This window comes from Klebsiella sp. 2680, from assembly GCF_900198535.1.
GTDB lineage: Bacteria > Pseudomonadota > Gammaproteobacteria > Enterobacterales > Enterobacteriaceae > Klebsiella > Klebsiella indica.
On the sequence record NZ_FZNJ01000004.1, the window covers coordinates 110709 to 129448 of the forward strand.

General features: G+C 55.0%; 16 protein-coding genes. 10 read left to right on the forward strand and 6 right to left on the reverse strand.

What is annotated here, in order from left to right; all coding sequences use genetic code 11:
• Window positions 1-35 precede the first annotated feature (35 nt).
• Together iolC and FN037_RS17730 are read left to right on the forward strand one after the other, a co-directional pair.
• The gene (gene iolC, locus FN037_RS17725; protein WP_138361622.1) at window positions 36-1949 is read left to right on the forward strand and encodes a bifunctional 5-dehydro-2-deoxygluconokinase/5-dehydro-2-deoxyphosphogluconate aldolase; all 1914 of its coding nucleotides are present in this window, start codon (window positions 36-38) and stop codon (window positions 1947-1949) included.
• A gap of 152 nt (window positions 1950-2101) precedes the next feature.
• Window positions 2102-2959 (forward strand): MurR/RpiR family transcriptional regulator, encoded by an 858-nt coding sequence (locus tag FN037_RS17730; RefSeq protein WP_138361623.1) that lies wholly within the window; start codon window positions 2102-2104, stop codon window positions 2957-2959.
• Window positions 2960-3136: 177 nt separating this feature from the next.
• Here FN037_RS17730 and iolB read toward each other — a convergent pair whose 3' ends face one another.
• Both iolB and FN037_RS17740 read right to left on the reverse strand, forming a co-directional pair.
• Window positions 3137-3949, reverse strand: coding sequence for a 5-deoxy-glucuronate isomerase (gene iolB / locus FN037_RS17735; RefSeq protein WP_138361624.1), 813 nt, complete (start codon window positions 3947-3949; stop codon window positions 3137-3139).
• Between the two features lie 18 nt (window positions 3950-3967).
• On the reverse strand, window positions 3968-5473 hold the full coding sequence (locus tag FN037_RS17740; protein ID WP_138361625.1) for a CoA-acylating methylmalonate-semialdehyde dehydrogenase: 1506 nt from the start codon (window positions 5471-5473) through the stop codon (window positions 3968-3970).
• Window positions 5474-5834: 361 nt separating this feature from the next.
• On the opposite strand from FN037_RS17740, the gene FN037_RS17745 reads away from it, so the two are divergent.
• A complete protein-coding gene (locus FN037_RS17745; protein ID WP_142502848.1) occupies window positions 5835-6656 on the forward strand; it encodes a TIM barrel protein in 822 nt (273 codons plus the stop codon).
• 134 nt (window positions 6657-6790) lie between these two features.
• Here FN037_RS17745 and lptG read toward each other — a convergent pair whose 3' ends face one another.
• Both lptG and lptF read right to left on the reverse strand, forming a co-directional pair.
• A complete protein-coding gene (lptG, locus tag FN037_RS17750; RefSeq protein WP_138361626.1) occupies window positions 6791-7873 on the reverse strand; it encodes an LPS export ABC transporter permease LptG in 1083 nt (360 codons plus the stop codon).
• Entirely contained in the window at window positions 7873-8970 is a 1098-nt protein-coding gene (gene lptF / locus FN037_RS17755; protein ID WP_138361627.1) for an LPS export ABC transporter permease LptF, read from the reverse strand. Before lptF ends, lptG begins: the two co-directional genes overlap by 1 nt.
• A gap of 394 nt (window positions 8971-9364) precedes the next feature.
• On the opposite strand from lptF, the gene pepA reads away from it, so the two are divergent.
• The 5 genes from pepA (at window position 9365) to FN037_RS17780 (ending at window position 16176) form a co-directional block, all read left to right on the forward strand.
• Window positions 9365-10876: a leucyl aminopeptidase gene (pepA, locus tag FN037_RS17760; protein ID WP_142502849.1), complete on the forward strand. Its 1512-nt coding sequence runs from the start codon at window positions 9365-9367 to the stop codon at window positions 10874-10876.
• Between the two features lie 121 nt (window positions 10877-10997).
• Window positions 10998-11441: a DNA polymerase III subunit chi gene (gene holC, locus FN037_RS17765; protein ID WP_142502850.1), complete on the forward strand. Its 444-nt coding sequence runs from the start codon at window positions 10998-11000 to the stop codon at window positions 11439-11441.
• On the forward strand, window positions 11441-14296 hold the full coding sequence (locus FN037_RS17770; RefSeq protein ID WP_142502851.1) for a valine--tRNA ligase: 2856 nt from the start codon (window positions 11441-11443) through the stop codon (window positions 14294-14296). Before holC ends, FN037_RS17770 begins: the two co-directional genes overlap by 1 nt.
• 200 nt (window positions 14297-14496) lie before the next feature.
• Complete coding sequence (locus tag FN037_RS17775; RefSeq protein ID WP_138361631.1) at window positions 14497-15000, forward strand: GNAT family N-acetyltransferase; 504 nt, start codon at window positions 14497-14499, stop codon at window positions 14998-15000.
• Window positions 15001-15153: 153 nt separating this feature from the next.
• Complete coding sequence (locus tag FN037_RS17780) at window positions 15154-16176, forward strand: alpha/beta hydrolase (protein ID WP_138361632.1); 1023 nt, start codon at window positions 15154-15156, stop codon at window positions 16174-16176.
• A 38-nt stretch (window positions 16177-16214) separates the two neighbouring features.
• Here the strand turns inward: FN037_RS17780 and miaE are convergent, their stop codons facing one another.
• Window positions 16215-16973, reverse strand: coding sequence for a tRNA isopentenyl-2-thiomethyl-A-37 hydroxylase MiaE (gene miaE, locus FN037_RS17785; protein WP_138361633.1), 759 nt, complete (start codon window positions 16971-16973; stop codon window positions 16215-16217).
• Between the two features lie 151 nt (window positions 16974-17124).
• Complete coding sequence (gene rraB, locus FN037_RS17790) at window positions 17125-17547, reverse strand: ribonuclease E inhibitor RraB (protein ID WP_138361634.1); 423 nt, start codon at window positions 17545-17547, stop codon at window positions 17125-17127.
• Between the two features lie 100 nt (window positions 17548-17647).
• On the opposite strand from rraB, the gene argL reads away from it, so the two are divergent.
• Entirely contained in the window at window positions 17648-17743 is a 96-nt protein-coding gene (gene argL / locus FN037_RS24795) for a putative translational regulatory protein ArgL (protein ID WP_374043487.1), read from the forward strand.
• Window positions 17713-18717 carry an ornithine carbamoyltransferase gene (gene argF, locus FN037_RS17795; protein ID WP_138361635.1) on the forward strand — a complete coding sequence of 335 codons (1005 nt, stop codon included), beginning with the start codon at window positions 17713-17715 and terminating at the stop codon, window positions 18715-18717. The genes argL and argF overlap by 31 nt, the downstream gene beginning before the upstream one ends.
• The last annotated feature ends 23 nt before the right edge of the window (window positions 18718-18740 follow it).

An 18740-nucleotide genomic window follows, 5' to 3' on the forward strand; every position in this document is an offset into this window, starting at 1 on the left:
TCCGTACAGCAGAAATGCAAAAGGAAACCCTAGCTATGAATGCAGCAGTAAAGCGACTCGATGTCATCTGTATTGGCCGGGTGGCAGTCGATCTCTACGCCCAGCAAATTGGCTCAAGGCTGGAAGATGTTGCCAGTTTTTCTAAATACCTTGGAGGCTCTTCCGGCAACGTCGCCTTCGGTACCGCCATTCAGGGATTAAAATCGGCCATGCTCGCGCGCGTAGGCGACGAACATAATGGCCGTTTTTTACGTGAAACGCTTAGCCGCGCCGGCGTCGATACGGAATACTTGATCACGGATAAGCAGCGCCTGACGGCATTAGTGATGCTGGGAATCAAAGATCAGGAGACGTTCCCGCTCATTTTTTACCGCGATAACTGCGCCGATATGGCACTTTCGCCAGAAGATATTAAGGAAGAGTATATTGCCTCTTCCCGGGCGCTGGCGGTAACCGGTACTCACCTTTCGCACGCCAATACCCGTGAAGCGGTGTTGAAAGCGCTGGAGTATGCCCGTCGTCACGGCCTGCGTACCGCGCTGGACATCGATTATCGCCCGGTACTCTGGGGCTTAACTTCGCTGGGCGATGGTGAAACGCGTTTCATTGAATCCGGCCCGGTAACCAGCCAGCTCCAGGAAGTGCTGCATCTGTTCGATTTAGTGGTCGGCACTGAAGAGGAGTTCCATATTGCCGGCGGCAGCACTGATACGCTAACCGCGCTGAAAAACGTGCGTAATGCCACTAAAGCGACGCTGGTTTGTAAACGCGGTCCGATGGGTTGTGTGGTGCTGGAAGGTGCCATTCCGGACAGCTGGGATAGCGTACCGCTGCACCAGGGCGTGCGCGTAGAGGTGCTTAACGTTCTGGGCGCTGGCGACGCCTTTATGTCAGGCCTCCTGCGGGGCTGGCTTAACGATGAAGGCTGGGAGCAGGCTTGCCGTTACGCTAACGCCTGCGGCGCGCTGGTGGTCTCGCGCCACGGTTGCGCACCGGCAATGCCAACCAAAGTCGAGCTTGACGACTACCTGTCGCGCGCAGAATCGGTCCCGCGTCCGGATGTCGACGCGCGCCTCAACCATCTCCATCGTGTCACCAGCCGCCGTCAGGCATGGCCTGAGCTGTGTATCTTCGCCTTTGACCACCGTAAACAACTGGCGGATCTGGCACTGGAAACCGGGCGCGATGAATCCTGCATTCCACCTCTGAAGCTGTTGCTGCTGGCCGCCGCGGAAGCCGCCGCGAAAGAAGCCGGACTTGATGGACGCAGCGGTATCCTCGCCGATGGCACCTACGGTCAGAGTTCACTCAATGCCATCACCGGTAAAGGCTGGTGGATTGGTCGTCCGATCGAAATGCCGAGCTCACGTCCGCTACGTCTGGAGCATGGCAACATCGGTTCCCAACTGATCGACTGGCCGCTGGAGCATGTGGTGAAATGTCTGGTCTTCTACCATCCGGCCGATCCCGCAGAACTGCGCGCCGAGCAGGACGCGCTGCTGCTGGAGGTCTGGCAGGCGTGCAACAAGTCGGGTCATGAACTACTGCTGGAAATTATCCTGCCGGAGAACGGCCCGGATAACGATGAACGCCATTACCACGATATGCTGGAACACTTCTATCAGTTGGGTATTCAGCCGGACTGGTGGAAGCTGCCGCCGCTGTCGAGCGCTGAATGGGAGAGGATCAGCAAGCTGATTGAACGTGAAGATAGCTGGTGTCGTGGGATACTGATCCTCGGCCTGGATGCGCCATCGGATCGCCTGCGCGCCGGTTTTGCCGAAGCCGCGAAGCATCCAATGATCAAAGGCTTTGCCGTTGGTCGCACCATCTTTGGCCAGCCTTCACGCCGCTGGATGCAAGGAGAACTGACCGACGAGGCACTGATTGAAGAAGTGAAACACAACTACCTCACGCTCATCGGCTACTGGCGCGAAGCCCGCGGCTGATTCTGAACCGGCCCGCATCCTCTCCTGAAGATGCGGGCTTTTTTTCTGGATCTTCACGAAATAAGCCGAGAATTTCAGCGAAGTGAATGAAAAATTCGCTTCATTTGATACACTGGAAATTATATTCCTTTTCTTTTTTCAGAGCGCAATCTATGGCCAATAATCCGACTCAACTTACCATCTTGCAGGATGAAATCAGGCGTCGCTACGACACATTAAGTAAACGCCTGAAGCAGGTAGCCCGTTATATTCTGGATAACAGTAATAGCGTCGCTTTCGACACCGTGGCCTCTATCGCGCAGCAGGCAGATGTCCCGCCTTCAACACTGATTCGTTTCGCTAATGCCTTTGGTTTTAGCGGCTTTAATGAAATGAAGCAGATGTTTAAACAGCATCTGATGGAGGAGACCGCTAACTATACTGAACGTGCGCGTCTGTTCCGCCAGACCACCACAGATGACTCCAGCCCGCCGGAAACGCCGACCGAAATCCTGAATATGTTTACGATGGTCAACACACAGGCGTTACAGCAGCTGGCAATGCAGACTTCCGGCGATGAGCTACAGCGCGCGGTGGCGCTGCTGGCAGAGGCGGAAAACATTTACGTGATTGGCCTGCGTCGCTCCTTTAGCGTCGCCTCCTATCTGACCTACGCCCTGCGCCATCTGGACCGCAAAGCGTTCCTGATTGACGGCCTCGGCGGGATGTTCACCGAACAGCTCAGCCTTGTGAGCCAGAAGGACGTTGTCATCGCGGTAAGCTTCTCCCCCTATGCGCGTGAAGTCGTCGAACTGGTGGAACTGGGGGCACAACGCAAAGCCCGACAGATAGCGATTACCGACAGTCAGGTCAGCCCGCTGGCGGCCTTCAGCGATGTCTGTTTTGTGGTACGCGAGGCGCAGGTTGATGGTTTCCGTTCTCAGGTGGCCTCCCTGTGTCTGGCTCAGACGCTGGCGGTCTCTCTGGCGCTGAATAGCAGCCAGGAGGCAGAAGCGAAGCAGCAGGCTTAATTTTTTGGTTTTCCCTGGGCTGCGCGTTGTGTCTGCCCGTCCAGCCGCCATCCGGCACAGAATACGGGCACTATTGCAAAATTTAAGGCCGGTTAGCATCGCTAATCGGCCTTTTCGTCATCAGTAATATCAGTAATATCAGTAATATCAGTAATATCAGTAATTCATCATCAACAACTATTCGCCGTGACGGGGATATTCAGGGCTGTTGATCCACGCGTGATCGTCTTCCCAGGTAAACAGCCATTTACGATCCGGGCCCGCCATAACGTTCAGATAATAACTGTCATAACCCGCAATCGCTGCCACCGGATGATAACCGCGCGGCACCATGACCACATCGTGGTTATAAGGGGCCATGCAGGCATCCAGACTGCGGTCATCAGTGTAAACACGCTGAAACGCAAAACCCTGCGGCGGATCGAAACGATGATAATAGGTTTCTTCCAGTTGGGTTTCCTGACCCGGCAGCGCCGTATCATGCTTATGCGATGGCCATGAGCTGGTCGCGCCCTCATCGGTGTACACTTCCACCACCAGCAGGCAATCCGCCTGCACGTTATCCGGCAGAATATTATGCACCAGACGCTGATTGCGGCCTTTACCGCGATGCTCCACGCCCACATCCTGCGGGGAGATGACTCGCGCAGGAAGCGTACCTTTGCCCGGCGCGCTGCATACGGCCAGCTCAAGGTCAGAATCCGCCGTCACTTCGACTTTATCCTGCGGCGGCACGTAGACTGACCATGGCGGCGTGCGCTCAAACGGCGACATCCGCTGACCAAGATTCGGAAAGTCAGCTTTCGTGGTTTTTACCGAAGCCAGCCCGGCAACCAGCACCAGGCACAGTTCGCGATCGCCGCTATCCAGCGTAATGGTTTGCCCTTTCTTTAACATCCAGACATCAAAACCGATATATTTCCACCCCGCGCTTTGCGGGGTGATGTGCTGGATTTGCCCTTCTTGTTTCGCTTTAGCCAGTAAAGACATGGCGTTCTCCTTCGCCGATTAGCCTAACGTCGGCATACTGAACTCAGATACAGTTTGCTGCCCTTGCGGCCAGCGGACGGTGGCGGTTTTCATACGCGTGTAGAAACGTACCCCATCCGGCCCATGCACGTTCAGTGCGCCAAATACGGAGCGTTTCCAACCGCCAAAGCTATGGAAGGCCATTGGAACAGGAACAGGGACGTTGACCCCAACCATTCCGGCCTGAACATCATGTACAAATTCGCGTGCGGTGTGCCCGTTGCTGGTAAAGACGGCGCTGCCGTTGCCAAACTCATGGCTATTCACCAGCTCCAGCGCGCTGTGGTAATCCGCCACGCGGACAATCCCCAGCACCGGGCCAAAAATCTCTTCGCGCCAGATAGTCATCTCTGGGGTAACGTTATCAAACAGCGTTCCGCCGACGTAGTACCCCTCTTCAAACCCGGCTACCCGCAGCTTACGTCCGTCAACAACCAGCGTCGCCCCTTCGCTGGCCCCTTTATCAATATACCCTAGCACTTTCTTCTGATGAGTATCGGAAACAACCGGTCCCATCTCGTTCTCTTCTTTGCCGCGCATACATCCCGGGCCGACTTTCAGGGCTTCCACCAACGGTTTCAGACGTGCGATCAGCTTGTCAGCCGTTTCATCACCCACAGCCACCACGACCGGCAGCGCCATGCAGCGTTCGCCTGCTGAGCCGAATGCGCCGCCCATAATGGCGTTAACGGTGGCATCAAGATCCGCGTCCGGCATAACAATCGCGTGGTTTTTCGCCGCGCCGAATGCCTGAACCCGCTTACCATACGCGCTGGCGGTTTTATAAATATGCTCCGCCACGCCGGAAGATCCTACAAAGCTTACCGCCGCAATACGCGGGTCCTTATACAGCTGTTCAGCGTCTTCATTGCTGCAGTGCACCACGTTAAAGACGCCATCCGGCAGGCCCGCTTCTTTCAGCAGTTCCGCCAGACGTACAGCGGCGGTCGGCGCCAGCGCAGGCGGCTTAAGAACAAAGCTATTTCCACAAGCCAGCGCCAGCGGGAACATCCACATCGGCACCATCGCAGGGAAGTTAAATGGCGTAATGCCCGCCACCACACCCAGCGGCTGCATCAGGGAATAGCTGTCAACACTGGTCCCCACATCCGAGGAGAATTCCCCCTTGATGAGGTGCGGAATACCGCAGGCAAATTCAACAACTTCCATGCCACGGGTCAGCTCACCCATTGCGTCTGAAAAGACTTTACCGTGCTCGCTGACAATAATCCCTGCCAGCTCTTCGGCATGCTGTTCAAGCAACATTTTAAAATTGAACATCACGCGAGCGCGGCGCAGCGGCGTGGTACGCGACCAGCCCTCAAAAGCATCCCGAGCAACCTGAATGGCGTCAGACACTTCCTGGGCGGTCGATAACGTGACTTCGCGGACCACTTTGCCCGTCGCGGGGTCAAAAACCGGTATCGTTTTATTGCTGCTGCTGGTAACGGTCTGCCCGCCAATAAAGTTTCCTGTGATAGTCATGCTTTCGCCTCATAGTATGGAGTATCGGGGCCAACGCAGTACGGCCCATTGCTGGATCTGCTATGCTATAACCGTAGTAAAATGAAATTAATATTTCAATATTCATCTATAATGAAATTCTATTTTGGTGATGAGAGTCGCATTTTCCTGTAAGAAAATGTCACTTCGCAGGCTAAACAGTCACGAAAAGAGATGAGATATGACAGGAATCGGCGAACGGTAGTAACAAAAACGCAACAGACACTCATATTGCGATCCGGTTCAAAAACCCATCATTTCACACGTTGCCATTTTTGGAATAAATGTTTTGATTATGCGGTAATCGAACGAACCCGGACCCTACTGTTTCAGGAGAATCAAAATGGCTATCGCATCGCAACGTTTCTGCGTCAATCGTAAGATTGCCCCCTCACTCAGCATTGAAGCCTTCTTCCGTCTGGTGAACAGCCTGGGGTTAAATAAGGTTGAGCTACGTAATGACCTTCCCAGCGGAAAGGTGACTGATGATCTCAGTGCTCAAGAGGTTCGCAAGCTCGCTGAGCACTACCATATTGAAATAGTTACCATCAACGCGGTCTACCCGTTCAACTGTCGTACCGAAGAGGTTCGCAGCCTGACGGCGTCGTTACTAAAAGAGGCGAAAGCCGTCGGTGCAAAATCATTGGTACTGTGTCCGCTAAACGATGGTACCGCGGTTCCGGAAAGCGAAACGCTCAACGCACTACGCGATCTGGCACCATTATTCGCTTCTTACGATATTCAGGGGTTGGTCGAACCGCTCGGCTTTCCGCAAAGTTCTCTGCGCTCCTCCGCGCAAGCGCAGACACTCATCCACGACGCACGCGTACCGTTCAAGTTACTGATCGATACCTTCCACCATCATCTTTATCCGCAGGCAGAAGAGGAGTTCGCGCAGGTCAATGTCAGCGAAATCGGCCTGGTACATCTTTCTGGCGTTGAGGATACTCGTCCTCGCGAAACGCTTACCGATAACGAACGGATCATGTTGACAACGAAAGACAAATTGCACAGCTGCGAACAGGTCAAAAATCTGGAAGCGCGCGGCTATCAGGGCGTGTATGCGTTCGAGCCCTTCTCACCGGCATTGATGACCTGGAGTGAGGATGATATTCGTCGTGAAATCGAGCAGAGCATAGCGTTACTTCAACATCACTGTGCCTGAAGCGAACACACCGCGTAGGTGATTTGCTGGCCCCTGGCGCGGTCGTGCGGCAAACCGGGAAATACAAGGAAACGTGTCAGACAGGAAGGGGCGATAAAACGCCCCTTTCGACATCAGAAAGAGGGTGTATTACATCAGGATTTACGCATCATCAACCAGAGGCTCAGCAAAAAGAAGCTGGCGCTCGGCAACAACGCGCCGATAATCGGCGGAATACCGTATACCAGGGTTAACGGGCCAAAAATCTGGTCCAGCACATAGAAGATAAAACCGAAGCTGATCCCGGTAACCACCCTGATCCCCATCGGCACGCTACGCAGCGGGCCAAAGATAAATGACAGGGCCATCAGCATCATCACCGCCACCGACAGCGGCTGGAAGATTTTGCTCCACATATTGAGCTGATAACGCCCCGGATCCTGACCGCTGGACCGCAGATAGTTGACATAGTTATACAGACCGCTGATCGACAGCGCATCCGGGTCCAGCGCCACCACGCCCAGTTTATCCGGCGTCAGATTGGTTTTCCAGGTCCCGCTGACCCTCTGGGTACCGGTCACCTGTTTCGGGTTGGTAAGATCGGATTCATCCACCTGCGACAAGTGCCAGAGCTTGTTCTCGGTATCAAATTTCGCTGAAGCGGCATAGCGAACCGACTGTAAACGACGCTGGTCGTTAAAAGCGTAAATACTCACGCCGCCGAGCTCATCGGCACCTTTTACCCGTTCAATATAAACAAAGTTATTGCCGTCTTTCGCCCACAGCCCCTGCTGAGTGGAAAGCAGGGAACCGCCATACATCTGTTGAGCACGGTAGTTACGCGCCATCTGCTCACCCTGCGGCGCAACCCATTCACCCATAGCCATAGTCAGCAATACCAGCGGGATCGCGGTTTTCATTACCGACAGCGCAACCTGAAAACGGGTAAAACCGGAAGCCTGCATCACCACCAGTTCGCTGCGCTGGGCCAGCATCCCCAACCCCAGCAGCGCGCCAAGCAGCGCCGCCATCGGAAAGAATATCTGGATATCTTTCGGCACGCTAAGGATCGTGTAAATCCCCGCGCCCAGCGCATCGTAGTTACCCTGCCCCGCTTTTTTCAACTGATCGACAAATTTGATGATGCCCGAGAGGGAGACCAGCATGAACAGCGTCATCATGATGGTATTGAAGATCGTCTTACCGATATAACGGTCAAGTACGCCAAACGCCTGCATTACACCGCTCCTTTATTAAAACGGGCACGGAAGCGGCGCATCGGCACCGTATCCCACAGGTTCAACAGCACGGCCAATGCGAAATAGAGCAGATTGACTCCCCACATCCAGATCATCGGATCCATTTTTCCTTTACCGCCGTTCGATTTAATCGACGTCTGCAGCAGGAAGAACACCAGATACAGCAGCATCGCGGGCAACATCGATAGCACGCGGCCCTGACGCGGATTCACCACGCTGAGCGGCACAACCATCAGCGCCATGATGAACACCGTCGCCACCAGCGTGAAACGCCAGTGCAGCTCCGCCCGGGCACGATCGGTATCAGTACGCCATAACGTACGCATGTCCATCTGTTCAGTATCGTTAGGATCGGATGCCACCGCCTGATGGCCGATAATCGCCTGATAATTTTTAAAGTCGGTGATGCGGAAATCTCTCAGCATCGCGGTCCCTTCAAAGCGCGTGCCCTGATTCATGGTGACCACCTGCGAGCCGTCTTTACGCAATGTCAGTTCGCCGGTGTCCGCGACCACCACCGAAGGACGGGCGTTACCTTTGGGACGGAGTTGTGCCAGGAAGACATCGCTGAAATGGTTGCCTTTGACATTTTCGATAAACAGTACCGCGCTGCCGTCGCTGGCCTGCTGGAACTGCCCCTGGGCCAGCGCAGCCATACCGGGATTCGCTTTCGCTTCCGCCAGCACTTCATCCTGATGGCGGGACGACCAGGGCCCGGCCCACATGACGTTAACCGCCGCGATGATGCCGGTAAATAGTGCAAGGATCATCGCGGCTTTCACCAGCACGGCTTTACTCAAGCCGCAGGCGTGCATCACCGTAATTTCACTTTCGGTATACAGTTTACCCAGCGTCATTAGCAGCCCGAGAAACAAACTCAGGGGCAGAATGAGCTGCGCCATTTCAGGTACGCCCAGCCCCAACAGTGAGAGCACCAGATTCGTCGGGATATCGCCATCAACAGCGGCGCCAAGGATCCTGACCAGTTTCTGACAGAAGAAAATGAGTAGCAGGATGAACAAGATCGCCAACTGGCTTTTCAGCGTCTCACGAACCAGATATCTTATGATTAACACTATAAATACGCCCGTAAAAACCCGTTTTATTGCAGGAAAATTGCTTGTTTCATGGCTTAAACGTCATTTATTCTCTTTGGTCGTCGAAAACATCGCTAAGATTAAATGACTCGCTGGTTCCGCGTATCAGGATCTTTTCTGACGAACCAAAGCCGTAATAACGTTAAGATTAACATGAAGTCACCACAACAGCGGACATGAGTTACGAAAGCTTTCAATTTCTGTACTCTATGGATTTCGAGTTGCAGGCAGGCGGCAAAGACTGTGAAGCTCCGGCGCTTACATCAGGTAAGTGACTGAGGTGAGCAGGCGCAGCCAACGCATCTGCAACGTGAAAGACGACGAGTATATCTGTAGCGACCACTGTTGTCTTTAAGATTCAGGAGCATAGTGCATGGAGTTCAGTGTAAAAAGCGGTAGCCCGGAGAAGCAGCGGAGCGCCTGCATCGTAGTTGGCGTCTTTGAACCGCGTCGGCTCTCCCCCATCGCCGAACAACTCGACAAAATTAGCGATGGTTATATCAGTGCCCTGCTGCGTCGCGGCGAACTGGAAGGCAAGCCTGGCCAGACATTATTGCTGCACCATGTGCCGAATATTTTGTCGGAGCGCATTCTGCTCATCGGCTGCGGTAAAGAGCGTGAGCTGGACGAGCGACAGTACAAACAGGTCATTCAGAAAACCATCAATACGCTGAATGACACCGGCTCAATGGAAGCGGTCTGCTTCCTGACCGAACTGCACGTCAAAGGCCGCAACAACTACTGGAAAGTGCGCCAGGCTGTCGAAACGGCCAAAGAGACGCTGTACAGCTTTGATCAACTGAAGACCAACAAGAGCGAGCCGCGCCGCCCGCTGCGTAAAATGGTCTTTAACGTGCCGACCCGTCGGGAACTGACCAGCGGCGAGCGTGCGATCCAGCACGGTCTGGCGATTGCCGCCGGGATTAAAGCGGCGAAAGATCTCGGCAATATGCCGCCGAATATCTGCAATGCAGCCTACCTGGCCTCCCAGGCGCGCCAGCTGGCCGACAGCTACAGCAAGAACGTCATCACCCGCGTCATCGGCGAACAGCAGATGAAAGAGCTGGGGATGCACGCTTACCTGGCGGTCGGTCACGGTTCGCAGAACGAATCGCTGATGTCGGTGATCGAATACAAAGGCAACCCGTCGGAAGACGCACGGCCGATCGTGCTGGTGGGCAAAGGGCTGACCTTTGACTCCGGCGGCATCTCCATCAAGCCTGCCGAAGGTATGGATGAGATGAAGTACGATATGTGCGGCGCGGCGGCGGTGTACGGCGTGATGCGTATGGTCGCCGAGCTCCAGTTGCCGTTGAACGTCGTCGGCGTACTGGCCGGGTGTGAAAACATGCCGGGCGGGCGAGCGTATCGTCCGGGCGACGTGCTGACCACCATGTCCGGCCAGACGGTTGAAGTGCTGAACACCGATGCCGAAGGGCGCCTGGTGCTATGCGATGTGCTGACCTACGTTGAGCGTTTCGAGCCGGAAACGGTTATCGACGTGGCGACGCTGACCGGCGCGTGCGTGATTGCGCTTGGCCACCATATCACCGGCCTGATGTCGAATCATAATCCGCTGGCCCATGAGCTCATTGGCGCATCCGAACTGGCGGGCGATCGCGCATGGCGCTTGCCGCTGGGCGATGAGTTCCAGGAACAGCTAGAGTCTAACTTTGCAGATATGGCGAACATCGGCGGCCGTCCTGGCGGGGCAATTACCGCGGGCTGCTTCCTGTCGCGCTTTACCCGTAAGTACAACTGGGCGCACCTGGATATCGCCGGCACCGCATGGCGTTCCGGCAAAGCCAAAGGCGCCACCGGCCGTCCGGTGGCGTTGCTGTCGCAGTTCCTGCTCAGTCGTGCGGGTTTTAACGGCGAAGAGTGATTGCCGTCTGATGCCCGGTGGCGCTACGCTTACCGGGCCTACGGAAAAATGCCGTTTGTAGGCCGGGTAAGCGTAGCGCCACCCGGCTTTGCATTTAAATCCACAACAAGAAGCCCCATATATGAAGAATGCAACGTTCTATATTCTGGACAATGACACCATCGTTGATGGCCTGAGCGCCGTTGAACAACTGGTGTGCGACATTGCCGCAGAACGTTGGCGCAGTGGTAAACGCGTGCTGATTGCCTGTGAAGACGACCAACAGGCTATCCGCCTGGATGAAGCGCTGTGGGCAAGACCGCCGGAGAGTTTTGTCCCACATAATCTGTCGGGAGAAGGCCCTGCAGGCGGTGCGCCAGTGGAGATCGCCTGGCCGCAGAAACGCAACAGCAGCCCGCGGGATATTCTGATCAGCCTGCGGCTAAACTTTGCAGATTTTGCCACCGCTTTCACAGAAGTGATAGACTTCGTCCCCTATGAAGATTCTTTGAAGCAACTGGCGCGCGAACGCTATAAAGCGTACCGCATGGCTGGTTTCAACCTGAACACGGCAACCTGGAAATAATGGAAAAGACATACAACCCCCAAGATATCGAACAGCCGCTTTACGAGCACTGGGAAAAGCAGGGCTATTTCAAACCCAATGGCGACGAAAGCCAGGAAAGCTTCTGCATCATGATCCCGCCGCCGAACGTCACCGGCAGTTTGCATATGGGTCATGCCTTTCAGCAAACCATTATGGATACCCTGATCCGCTACCAGCGCATGCAGGGTAAAAACACCCTGTGGCAGGTCGGTACCGACCACGCGGGGATCGCAACCCAGATGGTGGTTGAGCGCAAAATTGCCGCCGAAGAGGGTAAAACCCGCCATGATTACGGGCGTAATGCCTTCATCGACAAAATCTGGCAGTGGAAAGCGGAATCCGGCGGCACCATTACCCGTCAGATGCGCCGTCTGGGTAACTCCGTAGACTGGGCGCGCGAGCGCTTCACCATGGACGAAGGCCTGTCCAACGCGGTGAAAGAAGTGTTTGTCCGCCTGTACAAAGAAGATCTGATCTACCGCGGCAAGCGTCTGGTCAACTGGGACCCGAAACTGCGCACCGCTATCTCTGACCTGGAAGTGGAAAACCGCGAGTCCAAAGGCTCCATGTGGCACATCCGCTACCCGCTGGCTGACGGTGCGAAAACCGCAGACGGTAAAGATTACCTGGTGGTCGCCACCACCCGTCCGGAAACCCTGCTGGGCGATACCGGTGTGGCCGTCAACCCGGAAGATCCGCGCTATAAAGACCTGATCGGCAAATACGTCATTCTGCCGCTGGTTGACCGCCGCATTCCGATCGTCGGTGATGAACATGCCGATATGGAAAAAGGCACCGGCTGTGTGAAGATCACCCCGGCGCACGACTTTAACGACTATGAAGTGGGCCGTCGTCATGCCCTGCCAATGATCAACATCTTCACCTTTGATGGCGATATCCGCGAAACTGCGGAAGTGTATGACACCAAAGGCGAAGAGTCCGACGTCTACTCCAGCGACATTCCGGCGGAATTCCAGAAGCTGGAGCGCTTTGCCGCACGTAAAGCGGTGGTTGCCGCTATCGATGCCCTCGGCCTGCTGGAAGAGATTAAACCGCACGATCTGACCGTACCGTACGGCGACCGCGGCGGCGTGGTTATCGAACCGATGCTGACCGACCAGTGGTACGTGCGTGCCGACGTGCTGGCAAAACCGGCGGTGGAAGCGGTTGAGAACGGCGACATCCAGTTCGTGCCAAAACAGTACGAAAACATGTACTTCTCCTGGATGCGCGATATTCAGGACTGGTGTATCTCCCGTCAGCTGTGGTGGGGCCATCGCATCCCGGCATGGTATGACAACGACGGCAACGTCTACGTTGGCCGCAGCGAAGACGAAGTGCGTCAGGAAAACAACCTGAGCGCCGACGTTGCCCTGCGCCAGGACGACGACGTACTGGACACCTGGTTCTCCTCCGCGCTGTGGACCTTCTCGACGCTCGGCTGGCCGGAAAACACCGACGCGCTGCGTCAGTTCCACCCCACCAGCGTGATGGTCTCCGGTTTCGACATTATCTTCTTCTGGATTGCCCGCATGATCATGATGACCATGCACTTCATCAAAGATGAAAACGGCAAGCCGCAGGTGCCGTTCAAGACCGTCTATATGACCGGTCTGATTCGCGATGACGAAGGGCAGAAAATGTCCAAATCCAAGGGTAACGTTATCGACCCGCTGGATATGGTTGACGGTATTTCCCTGCCGGAGCTGCTGGAAAAACGTACCGGCAATATGATGCAGCCGCAGCTGGCGGAAAAAATCGCCAAACGTACTGAGAAGCAGTTCCCGAACGGTATTGAGCCGCACGGCACCGACGCTCTGCGCTTCACCCTGGCGGCGCTGGCCTCTACCGGCCGCGACATCAACTGGGATATGAAGCGTCTGGAAGGCTACCGTAACTTCTGTAATAAGCTGTGGAACGCCAGCCGCTTTGTGCTGATGAATACCGAAGATCAGGATTGCGGCTTCAACGGCGGCGAGATGACTCTGTCGCTGGCGGATCGCTGGATCCTGGCGGAATTCAATCAGACCATCAAAGCGTACCGCGAAGCGCTGGACAGCTTCCGCTTCGATATCGCAGCGGGCATTCTGTACGAGTTCACCTGGAACCAGTTCTGCGACTGGTATCTGGAGCTGACCAAGCCGGTCATGAACGGCGGCTCTGAAGCAGAACTGCGCGGCACCCGCAACACGCTGGTCACCGTGCTGGAAGGTCTGCTGCGCCTGGCGCACCCGATCATCCCGTTCATCACCGAAACCATCTGGCAGCGTGTGAAAGTGATTTCCGGCATTACCGCCGACACCATCATGCTACAGCCGTTCCCGCAGTACGATGCCTCCCAGGTGGATGAAGCCGCACTGGCCGATACCGAATGGCTGAAGCAGGCGATCGTTGCGGTGCGTAACATCCGTGCGGAAATGAACATCGCGCCGGGTAAACCGCTGGCGCTGCTGCTGCGTGGTTGCAGCGAGGCGGCGATTCGTCGCGTCAACGACAACCGCAGCTTCCTGCTGAACCTGGCGCGTCTGGAAAGCATCACCGTGCTGCCAGCCGATGACAAAGGGCCGGTTTCCGTGACCAAAATCATCGACGGAGCCGAACTGCTGATCCCGATGGCCGGTCTTATCGACAAAGAAGCCGAGCTGGCGCGTCTGGCGAAAGAAGTGGCGAAGGTCGAAGCGGAAATTGGCCGTATTTCGGGCAAACTGGCGAACGAAGGTTTTGTCGCCCGCGCGCCGGAAGCGGTGATCGCCAAAGAGCGTGAGAAACTGGAAGGCTACGCGGAAGCGAAAGCGAAGCTGATTGAGCAGCAGGCGGTTATCGCCGCGCTGTAAAGATCGTACCAGACTGTTTGCCGGATGGCGCTACGCTTATCCGGCCTACGGTTTCGGGTAGCCCGGACAAGACGCAGCAGCGCCGACTCCGGGTTATCCGCGTTACGCTTCCAACCGCCTGAATTATCGTCGCTTGCACTCCCCCTCCCGGCAGTGTTATTAACTGCATATGTTCAGCCATTTATGTCATGAGTTTCGCTATGAGTGTGATTTCACCGGTTGCGGCGACATTGCGTCGAATCACCGCTGACGATAACCCCGCCATTGCCAGCGTTATCCGCCAGGTTTCCGCTGAATATGGCTTAACCCCCGATAAAGGCTATACGGTGGCCGACCCGAATCTGGATGAGCTTTTCCAGTTGTACAGCCAGCCGGGCTCTGCCTATTGGGTAGCCGAACAAAATGGCCTGGTCGTTGGCGGTGGCGGAATTGCGCCTCTGACCTGTAGCGAGCCCGATATTTGCGAGCTACAAAAAATGTATTTTATGGCCTCTGCACGCGGCCACGGGCTGGCAAAGAAGCTGGCGCTGATGGCATTGGATCACGCCCGCGAACAGGGATTCAAACGCTGCTATCTGGAAACCACCGCCTTCCTTAAAGAAGCGGTTGGTTTATATGAACACCTTGGCTTTAAGCATATCGACGGCCCGCTGGGCTGCACCGGACATGTTGACTGCGAAGTCAGAATGTTAAAAACGCTGTAGCACGCCGAAACAACCGCGCCGGTTCATCGAAAAATTGCATCAATCTAATACAAAAAGAGCATTATTCACGGTAAATTTTCGCTAATACACTGTCTGAGTATTCGCTATTTTTTAGCCTGCCACCGTGGCAGGCATTACTCAGGATCGAACATAATGAAAAAACTCCCATTCCTGCTGACCAGCAGCCTGATTTTTGGCGGCATGGTGTCCAGCGTCTATGCCAACGCGCTTCCGGGTAATACCGAAGGTGCCCAGATCATGCACGTGGAAAAAACACAGGGCCGTATCGATGCGCTAAACGATATTGTTTACAGCCAGGTTAAAAGCACCGTAGCCGTTCGTCAGTTGCATATGTCATTGCTGGTGCCATACAACGACGACCTGAAACCGGCAATTGTTTATTTCCCCGGCGGCGGATTCACCGGTTCAGCATGGCATAAGTTTATCCAAATGCGCATGGCGCTGGCGGAGGCCGGATTCGTTGTTGCAGCGGCGGAATACCGCACGATTCCCGACACCTTTCCGGCTCCGGTAGTCGATGGTAAAGCCGCGATTCGTTACCTGCGCGAGCATGCCGCTGAATACGGTATCGACCCGTCCCGCATTGGCGTACTGGGCGACTCCGCCGGCGGCTATCTGGCGCAGATGCTGGCGCTGACCAATGGCGATAAATCATTCGACCGTGGCGACAATCTCGCACAATCTTCCGATGTCCAGGCCGCCGCGACGCTGTACGGGATTTCGAATTTACTGAACATTGGCGAGGGCTTCCCGGAAGCGATACAAAAAGTGCACCAGTCGCCGGCTGTCACAGAGGCGCTACTGGTAAACGGTAGCGCCTTCCGCGACTGGCCGGGAGCCACCATCGACAGCGATAAACAGAAAGCGCTGGCCGCCAGCCCAATGGGCCATATTCACGGTAAGAAACCGCCGTTTTTGATTATGCACGGCAGCGCTGACACGCTGGTCTCGCCGGTACAAAGTAAGCAACTCTATGAAGCGCTGAAAAAGGAGGGTAATCAGGCGGATTACGTGTTGCTGGAAGGCGCAAACCATGGGGATGATAACTGGTATCAGAAGCCGGTTATTGAACGCGTGGTGAAATGGTTTAAAGCGACTCTCGGCGCGCCGAAAGCCGCCACTGCGGGGAAAAAAGATAAAAACGCCAATCTGTAGCGAACACCAGACCGCCGTGGCTAAACGGCGGTCAGCGTTCAGGCCGGGACACCGCTATGGAAACGGAATTCCGTTTCCGGCGTGTTAATCAACACGGCTTCCGCCTCGCCAAGCTGGCGCACGCGTTCGCGAATATCATCTTCGGCAATCCGCTGCGCCAGATCCAGATAGTCCTGATAATGGCGTGCTTCCGAGCGCAGCAGCGACAAATAAAACGTCTGCAGATCATCATCCAGCCATGGCGCCAGCGCGGCAAAACGCTCGCAGGAGCGGGCTTCGATGTAAGCGCCGCAAATCAGTTTATCAATAAGCATCGCAGGTTCATGAGAACGCACTTCCCGACGCAGCCCGCGCGCATAGCTGCTGGCGGTAATTTTGACGTAGGGGATATCACGGGAAAGCATGATTTCGCGAACCTGCCAAAAGTGATGCAGCTCTTCTTTGATCAGCAAAATCATGCTGTCGAGTAGCTGACGCCCCCAGGGATCGTCGGTCTGCGGCATGACGCTTTTATTAATCTGTTTATGCAGCGCGACAAAATCAGGCTCTGACCCGCGTCGCCAGGTGAAATCCTCATAGGGCTTCAGGCAGGCCAAAAGCTCATCCGACTCTTCTTTATCCGCCACATATCGACGCACCAGCAGCATGGCGTTTTGCGCCGCCTTTAGCTCGCATACCATATGGTCCGTCAGCAGCAGCGGGAGATTTTCCGGTTTACGGGCTTCATCGATCCACGCCTGCGGCGTCGGACAATGTAAAAATTCTAAGATCGGGGAGAGTATTTGCGGATAATCCATTGACGTTCCTTGCTACACACACAATCATTCAGATACATCGCGACAGCAAAGAACACGGCTCCGGGATGAACAGCGTGCTGTTGCCAACGTGAATGATGATGGATATAAACGACGGCATACCTTGCCGTCGTTTACTTCAACGCAGAAATGCTTAGTGGCGAATGCCGTTGTCGTCGTCCATAAGATCTTCGTCGTCATCACCTTCTTCGTCTTCCCCGTCGGGATCTTCGTAGTAGGTGCCCCAGCCGTCGTACTCAACGTCGTATTTTTCAGCCAGCGTCATCAGTTGCTCGACCTGGGCATCGATCAGCTCAGCATTCAGCGCAGATTCACTGAGGATATCGCAACAAATAACCATCTCCCCCTCTTCAACTTCCAGCTCTTCTGGCTCGGTCACTTCGTAACCCAGTTTGAAGGCTTCAACTGCCACTTTCTCCAGCGTGTCGAAATCATCGGCGGAAAGATGATGTTCGATGGTGTACAGCGCATCCGGATCGCTGCCATCTTCGAGCAGCTCTTCGATAATCAGACGCGTTTCTTCACGCTGCTCTTCCAGTAGTTCCGGGTTTGCCATGGCTTGTTCCTCATAATATGTCGCGGATACTGCATATTGTCACATACCGCCGTGATTGCCTCCACCTTCTGAGAGAAAGATTTATCGCACGGGGTTGCAAATGAATATTAATACATATAAAGTGAATTTTAATTCAGTAAGTGGCCTAAGCCATGTGAGGAAACCATGTCAGCGTTTTATCAGAAGCACTTTTTAAAGTTACTCGATTTTACCTCTGCCGAAATTACCTCCCTGCTTGAGCTGGCAGCCAGACTCAAAGCAGATAAAAAAAACAATATTGAAGTCCAGCATCTCATCGGCAAAAACATCGCGCTCATCTTCGAAAAAGACTCGACCCGTACCCGATGCTCTTTCGAAGTTGCCGCATACGATCAGGGCGCTCGCGTAACCTATCTTGGGCCAAGCGGCAGCCAGATTGGGCATAAAGAGTCCATTAAAGACACCGCCCGCGTGCTGGGACGCATGTATGACGGTATTCAGTACCGCGGCCACGGCCAGGAAATCGTAGAAACGCTGGCGGAATATGCGGGCGTTCCCGTGTGGAATGGATTGACCAATGAATTTCACCCCACGCAGCTGCTGGCGGATTTGCTGACCATGCAGGAACACCTGCCGGGCAAAGCCTTCAATGAGATGACGCTGGTTTACGCTGGCGATGCGCGTAATAACATGGGCAATTCCATGCTGGAAGCCGCCGCGCTGACGGGGCTGGATTTACGCCTGGTGGCTCCACAGGCATGCTGGCCGGATGCAAGCCTGGTCGCAGAGTGCAAAGCGCTGGCGCAAAAGAACGGCGGCAATATTACGCTGACTGAAGATATTGCAGCGGGTGTAAAAGGCGCGGACTTTATCTATACCGATGTCTGGGTATCGATGGGCGAAGCCAAAGAGAAATGGGCAGAGCGCATCGCGCTGTTGCGCGGTTATCAGGTAAATAGCGCGATGATGGCGCTGACCGGCAATCCGCAGGTGAAATTCCTCCACTGCCTGCCCGCATTCCATGACGATCAGACCACGCTCGGCAAACAGATGGCGGCGGATTATGGCCTGCACGGCGGAATGGAAGTAACCGATGAGGTCTTTGAATCTCCGGCCAGCATCGTATTTGACCAGGCGGAAAACCGCATGCACACCATCAAAGCGGTGATGGTGGCAACGCTGGCGAAATAACGATAATGCCTTATTTATCCGGC

Bases quoted from the DNA above. Each gene is read 5' to 3' on its own strand.
- iolC (WP_138361622.1), top strand. From the start codon at position 36: ATGAATGCAGCAGTAAAGCGACTCGATGTCATCTGTATTGGCCGGGTG.
- FN037_RS17730 (WP_138361623.1), top strand. From the start codon at position 2,102: ATGGCCAATAATCCGACTCAACTTACCATCTTGCAGGATGAAATCAGG.
- iolB (WP_138361624.1), bottom strand. From the start codon at position 3,949: ATGTCTTTACTGGCTAAAGCGAAACAAGAAGGGCAAATCCAGCACATC.
- FN037_RS17740 (WP_138361625.1), bottom strand. From the start codon at position 5,473: ATGACTATCACAGGAAACTTTATTGGCGGGCAGACCGTTACCAGCAGC.
- FN037_RS17745 (WP_142502848.1), top strand. From the start codon at position 5,835: ATGGCTATCGCATCGCAACGTTTCTGCGTCAATCGTAAGATTGCCCCC.
- lptG (WP_138361626.1), bottom strand. From the start codon at position 7,873: ATGCAGGCGTTTGGCGTACTTGACCGTTATATCGGTAAGACGATCTTC.
- pepA (WP_142502849.1), top strand. From the start codon at position 9,365: ATGGAGTTCAGTGTAAAAAGCGGTAGCCCGGAGAAGCAGCGGAGCGCC.
- holC (WP_142502850.1), top strand. From the start codon at position 10,998: ATGAAGAATGCAACGTTCTATATTCTGGACAATGACACCATCGTTGAT.
- FN037_RS17770 (WP_142502851.1), top strand. From the start codon at position 11,441: ATGGAAAAGACATACAACCCCCAAGATATCGAACAGCCGCTTTACGAG.
- FN037_RS17775 (WP_138361631.1), top strand. From the start codon at position 14,497: ATGAGTGTGATTTCACCGGTTGCGGCGACATTGCGTCGAATCACCGCT.
- FN037_RS17780 (WP_138361632.1), top strand. From the start codon at position 15,154: ATGAAAAAACTCCCATTCCTGCTGACCAGCAGCCTGATTTTTGGCGGC.
- miaE (WP_138361633.1), bottom strand. From the start codon at position 16,973: ATGGATTATCCGCAAATACTCTCCCCGATCTTAGAATTTTTACATTGT.
- rraB (WP_138361634.1), bottom strand. From the start codon at position 17,547: ATGGCAAACCCGGAACTACTGGAAGAGCAGCGTGAAGAAACGCGTCTG.
- argL (WP_374043487.1), top strand. From the start codon at position 17,648: ATGAATATTAATACATATAAAGTGAATTTTAATTCAGTAAGTGGCCTA.
- argF (WP_138361635.1), top strand. From the start codon at position 17,713: ATGTCAGCGTTTTATCAGAAGCACTTTTTAAAGTTACTCGATTTTACC.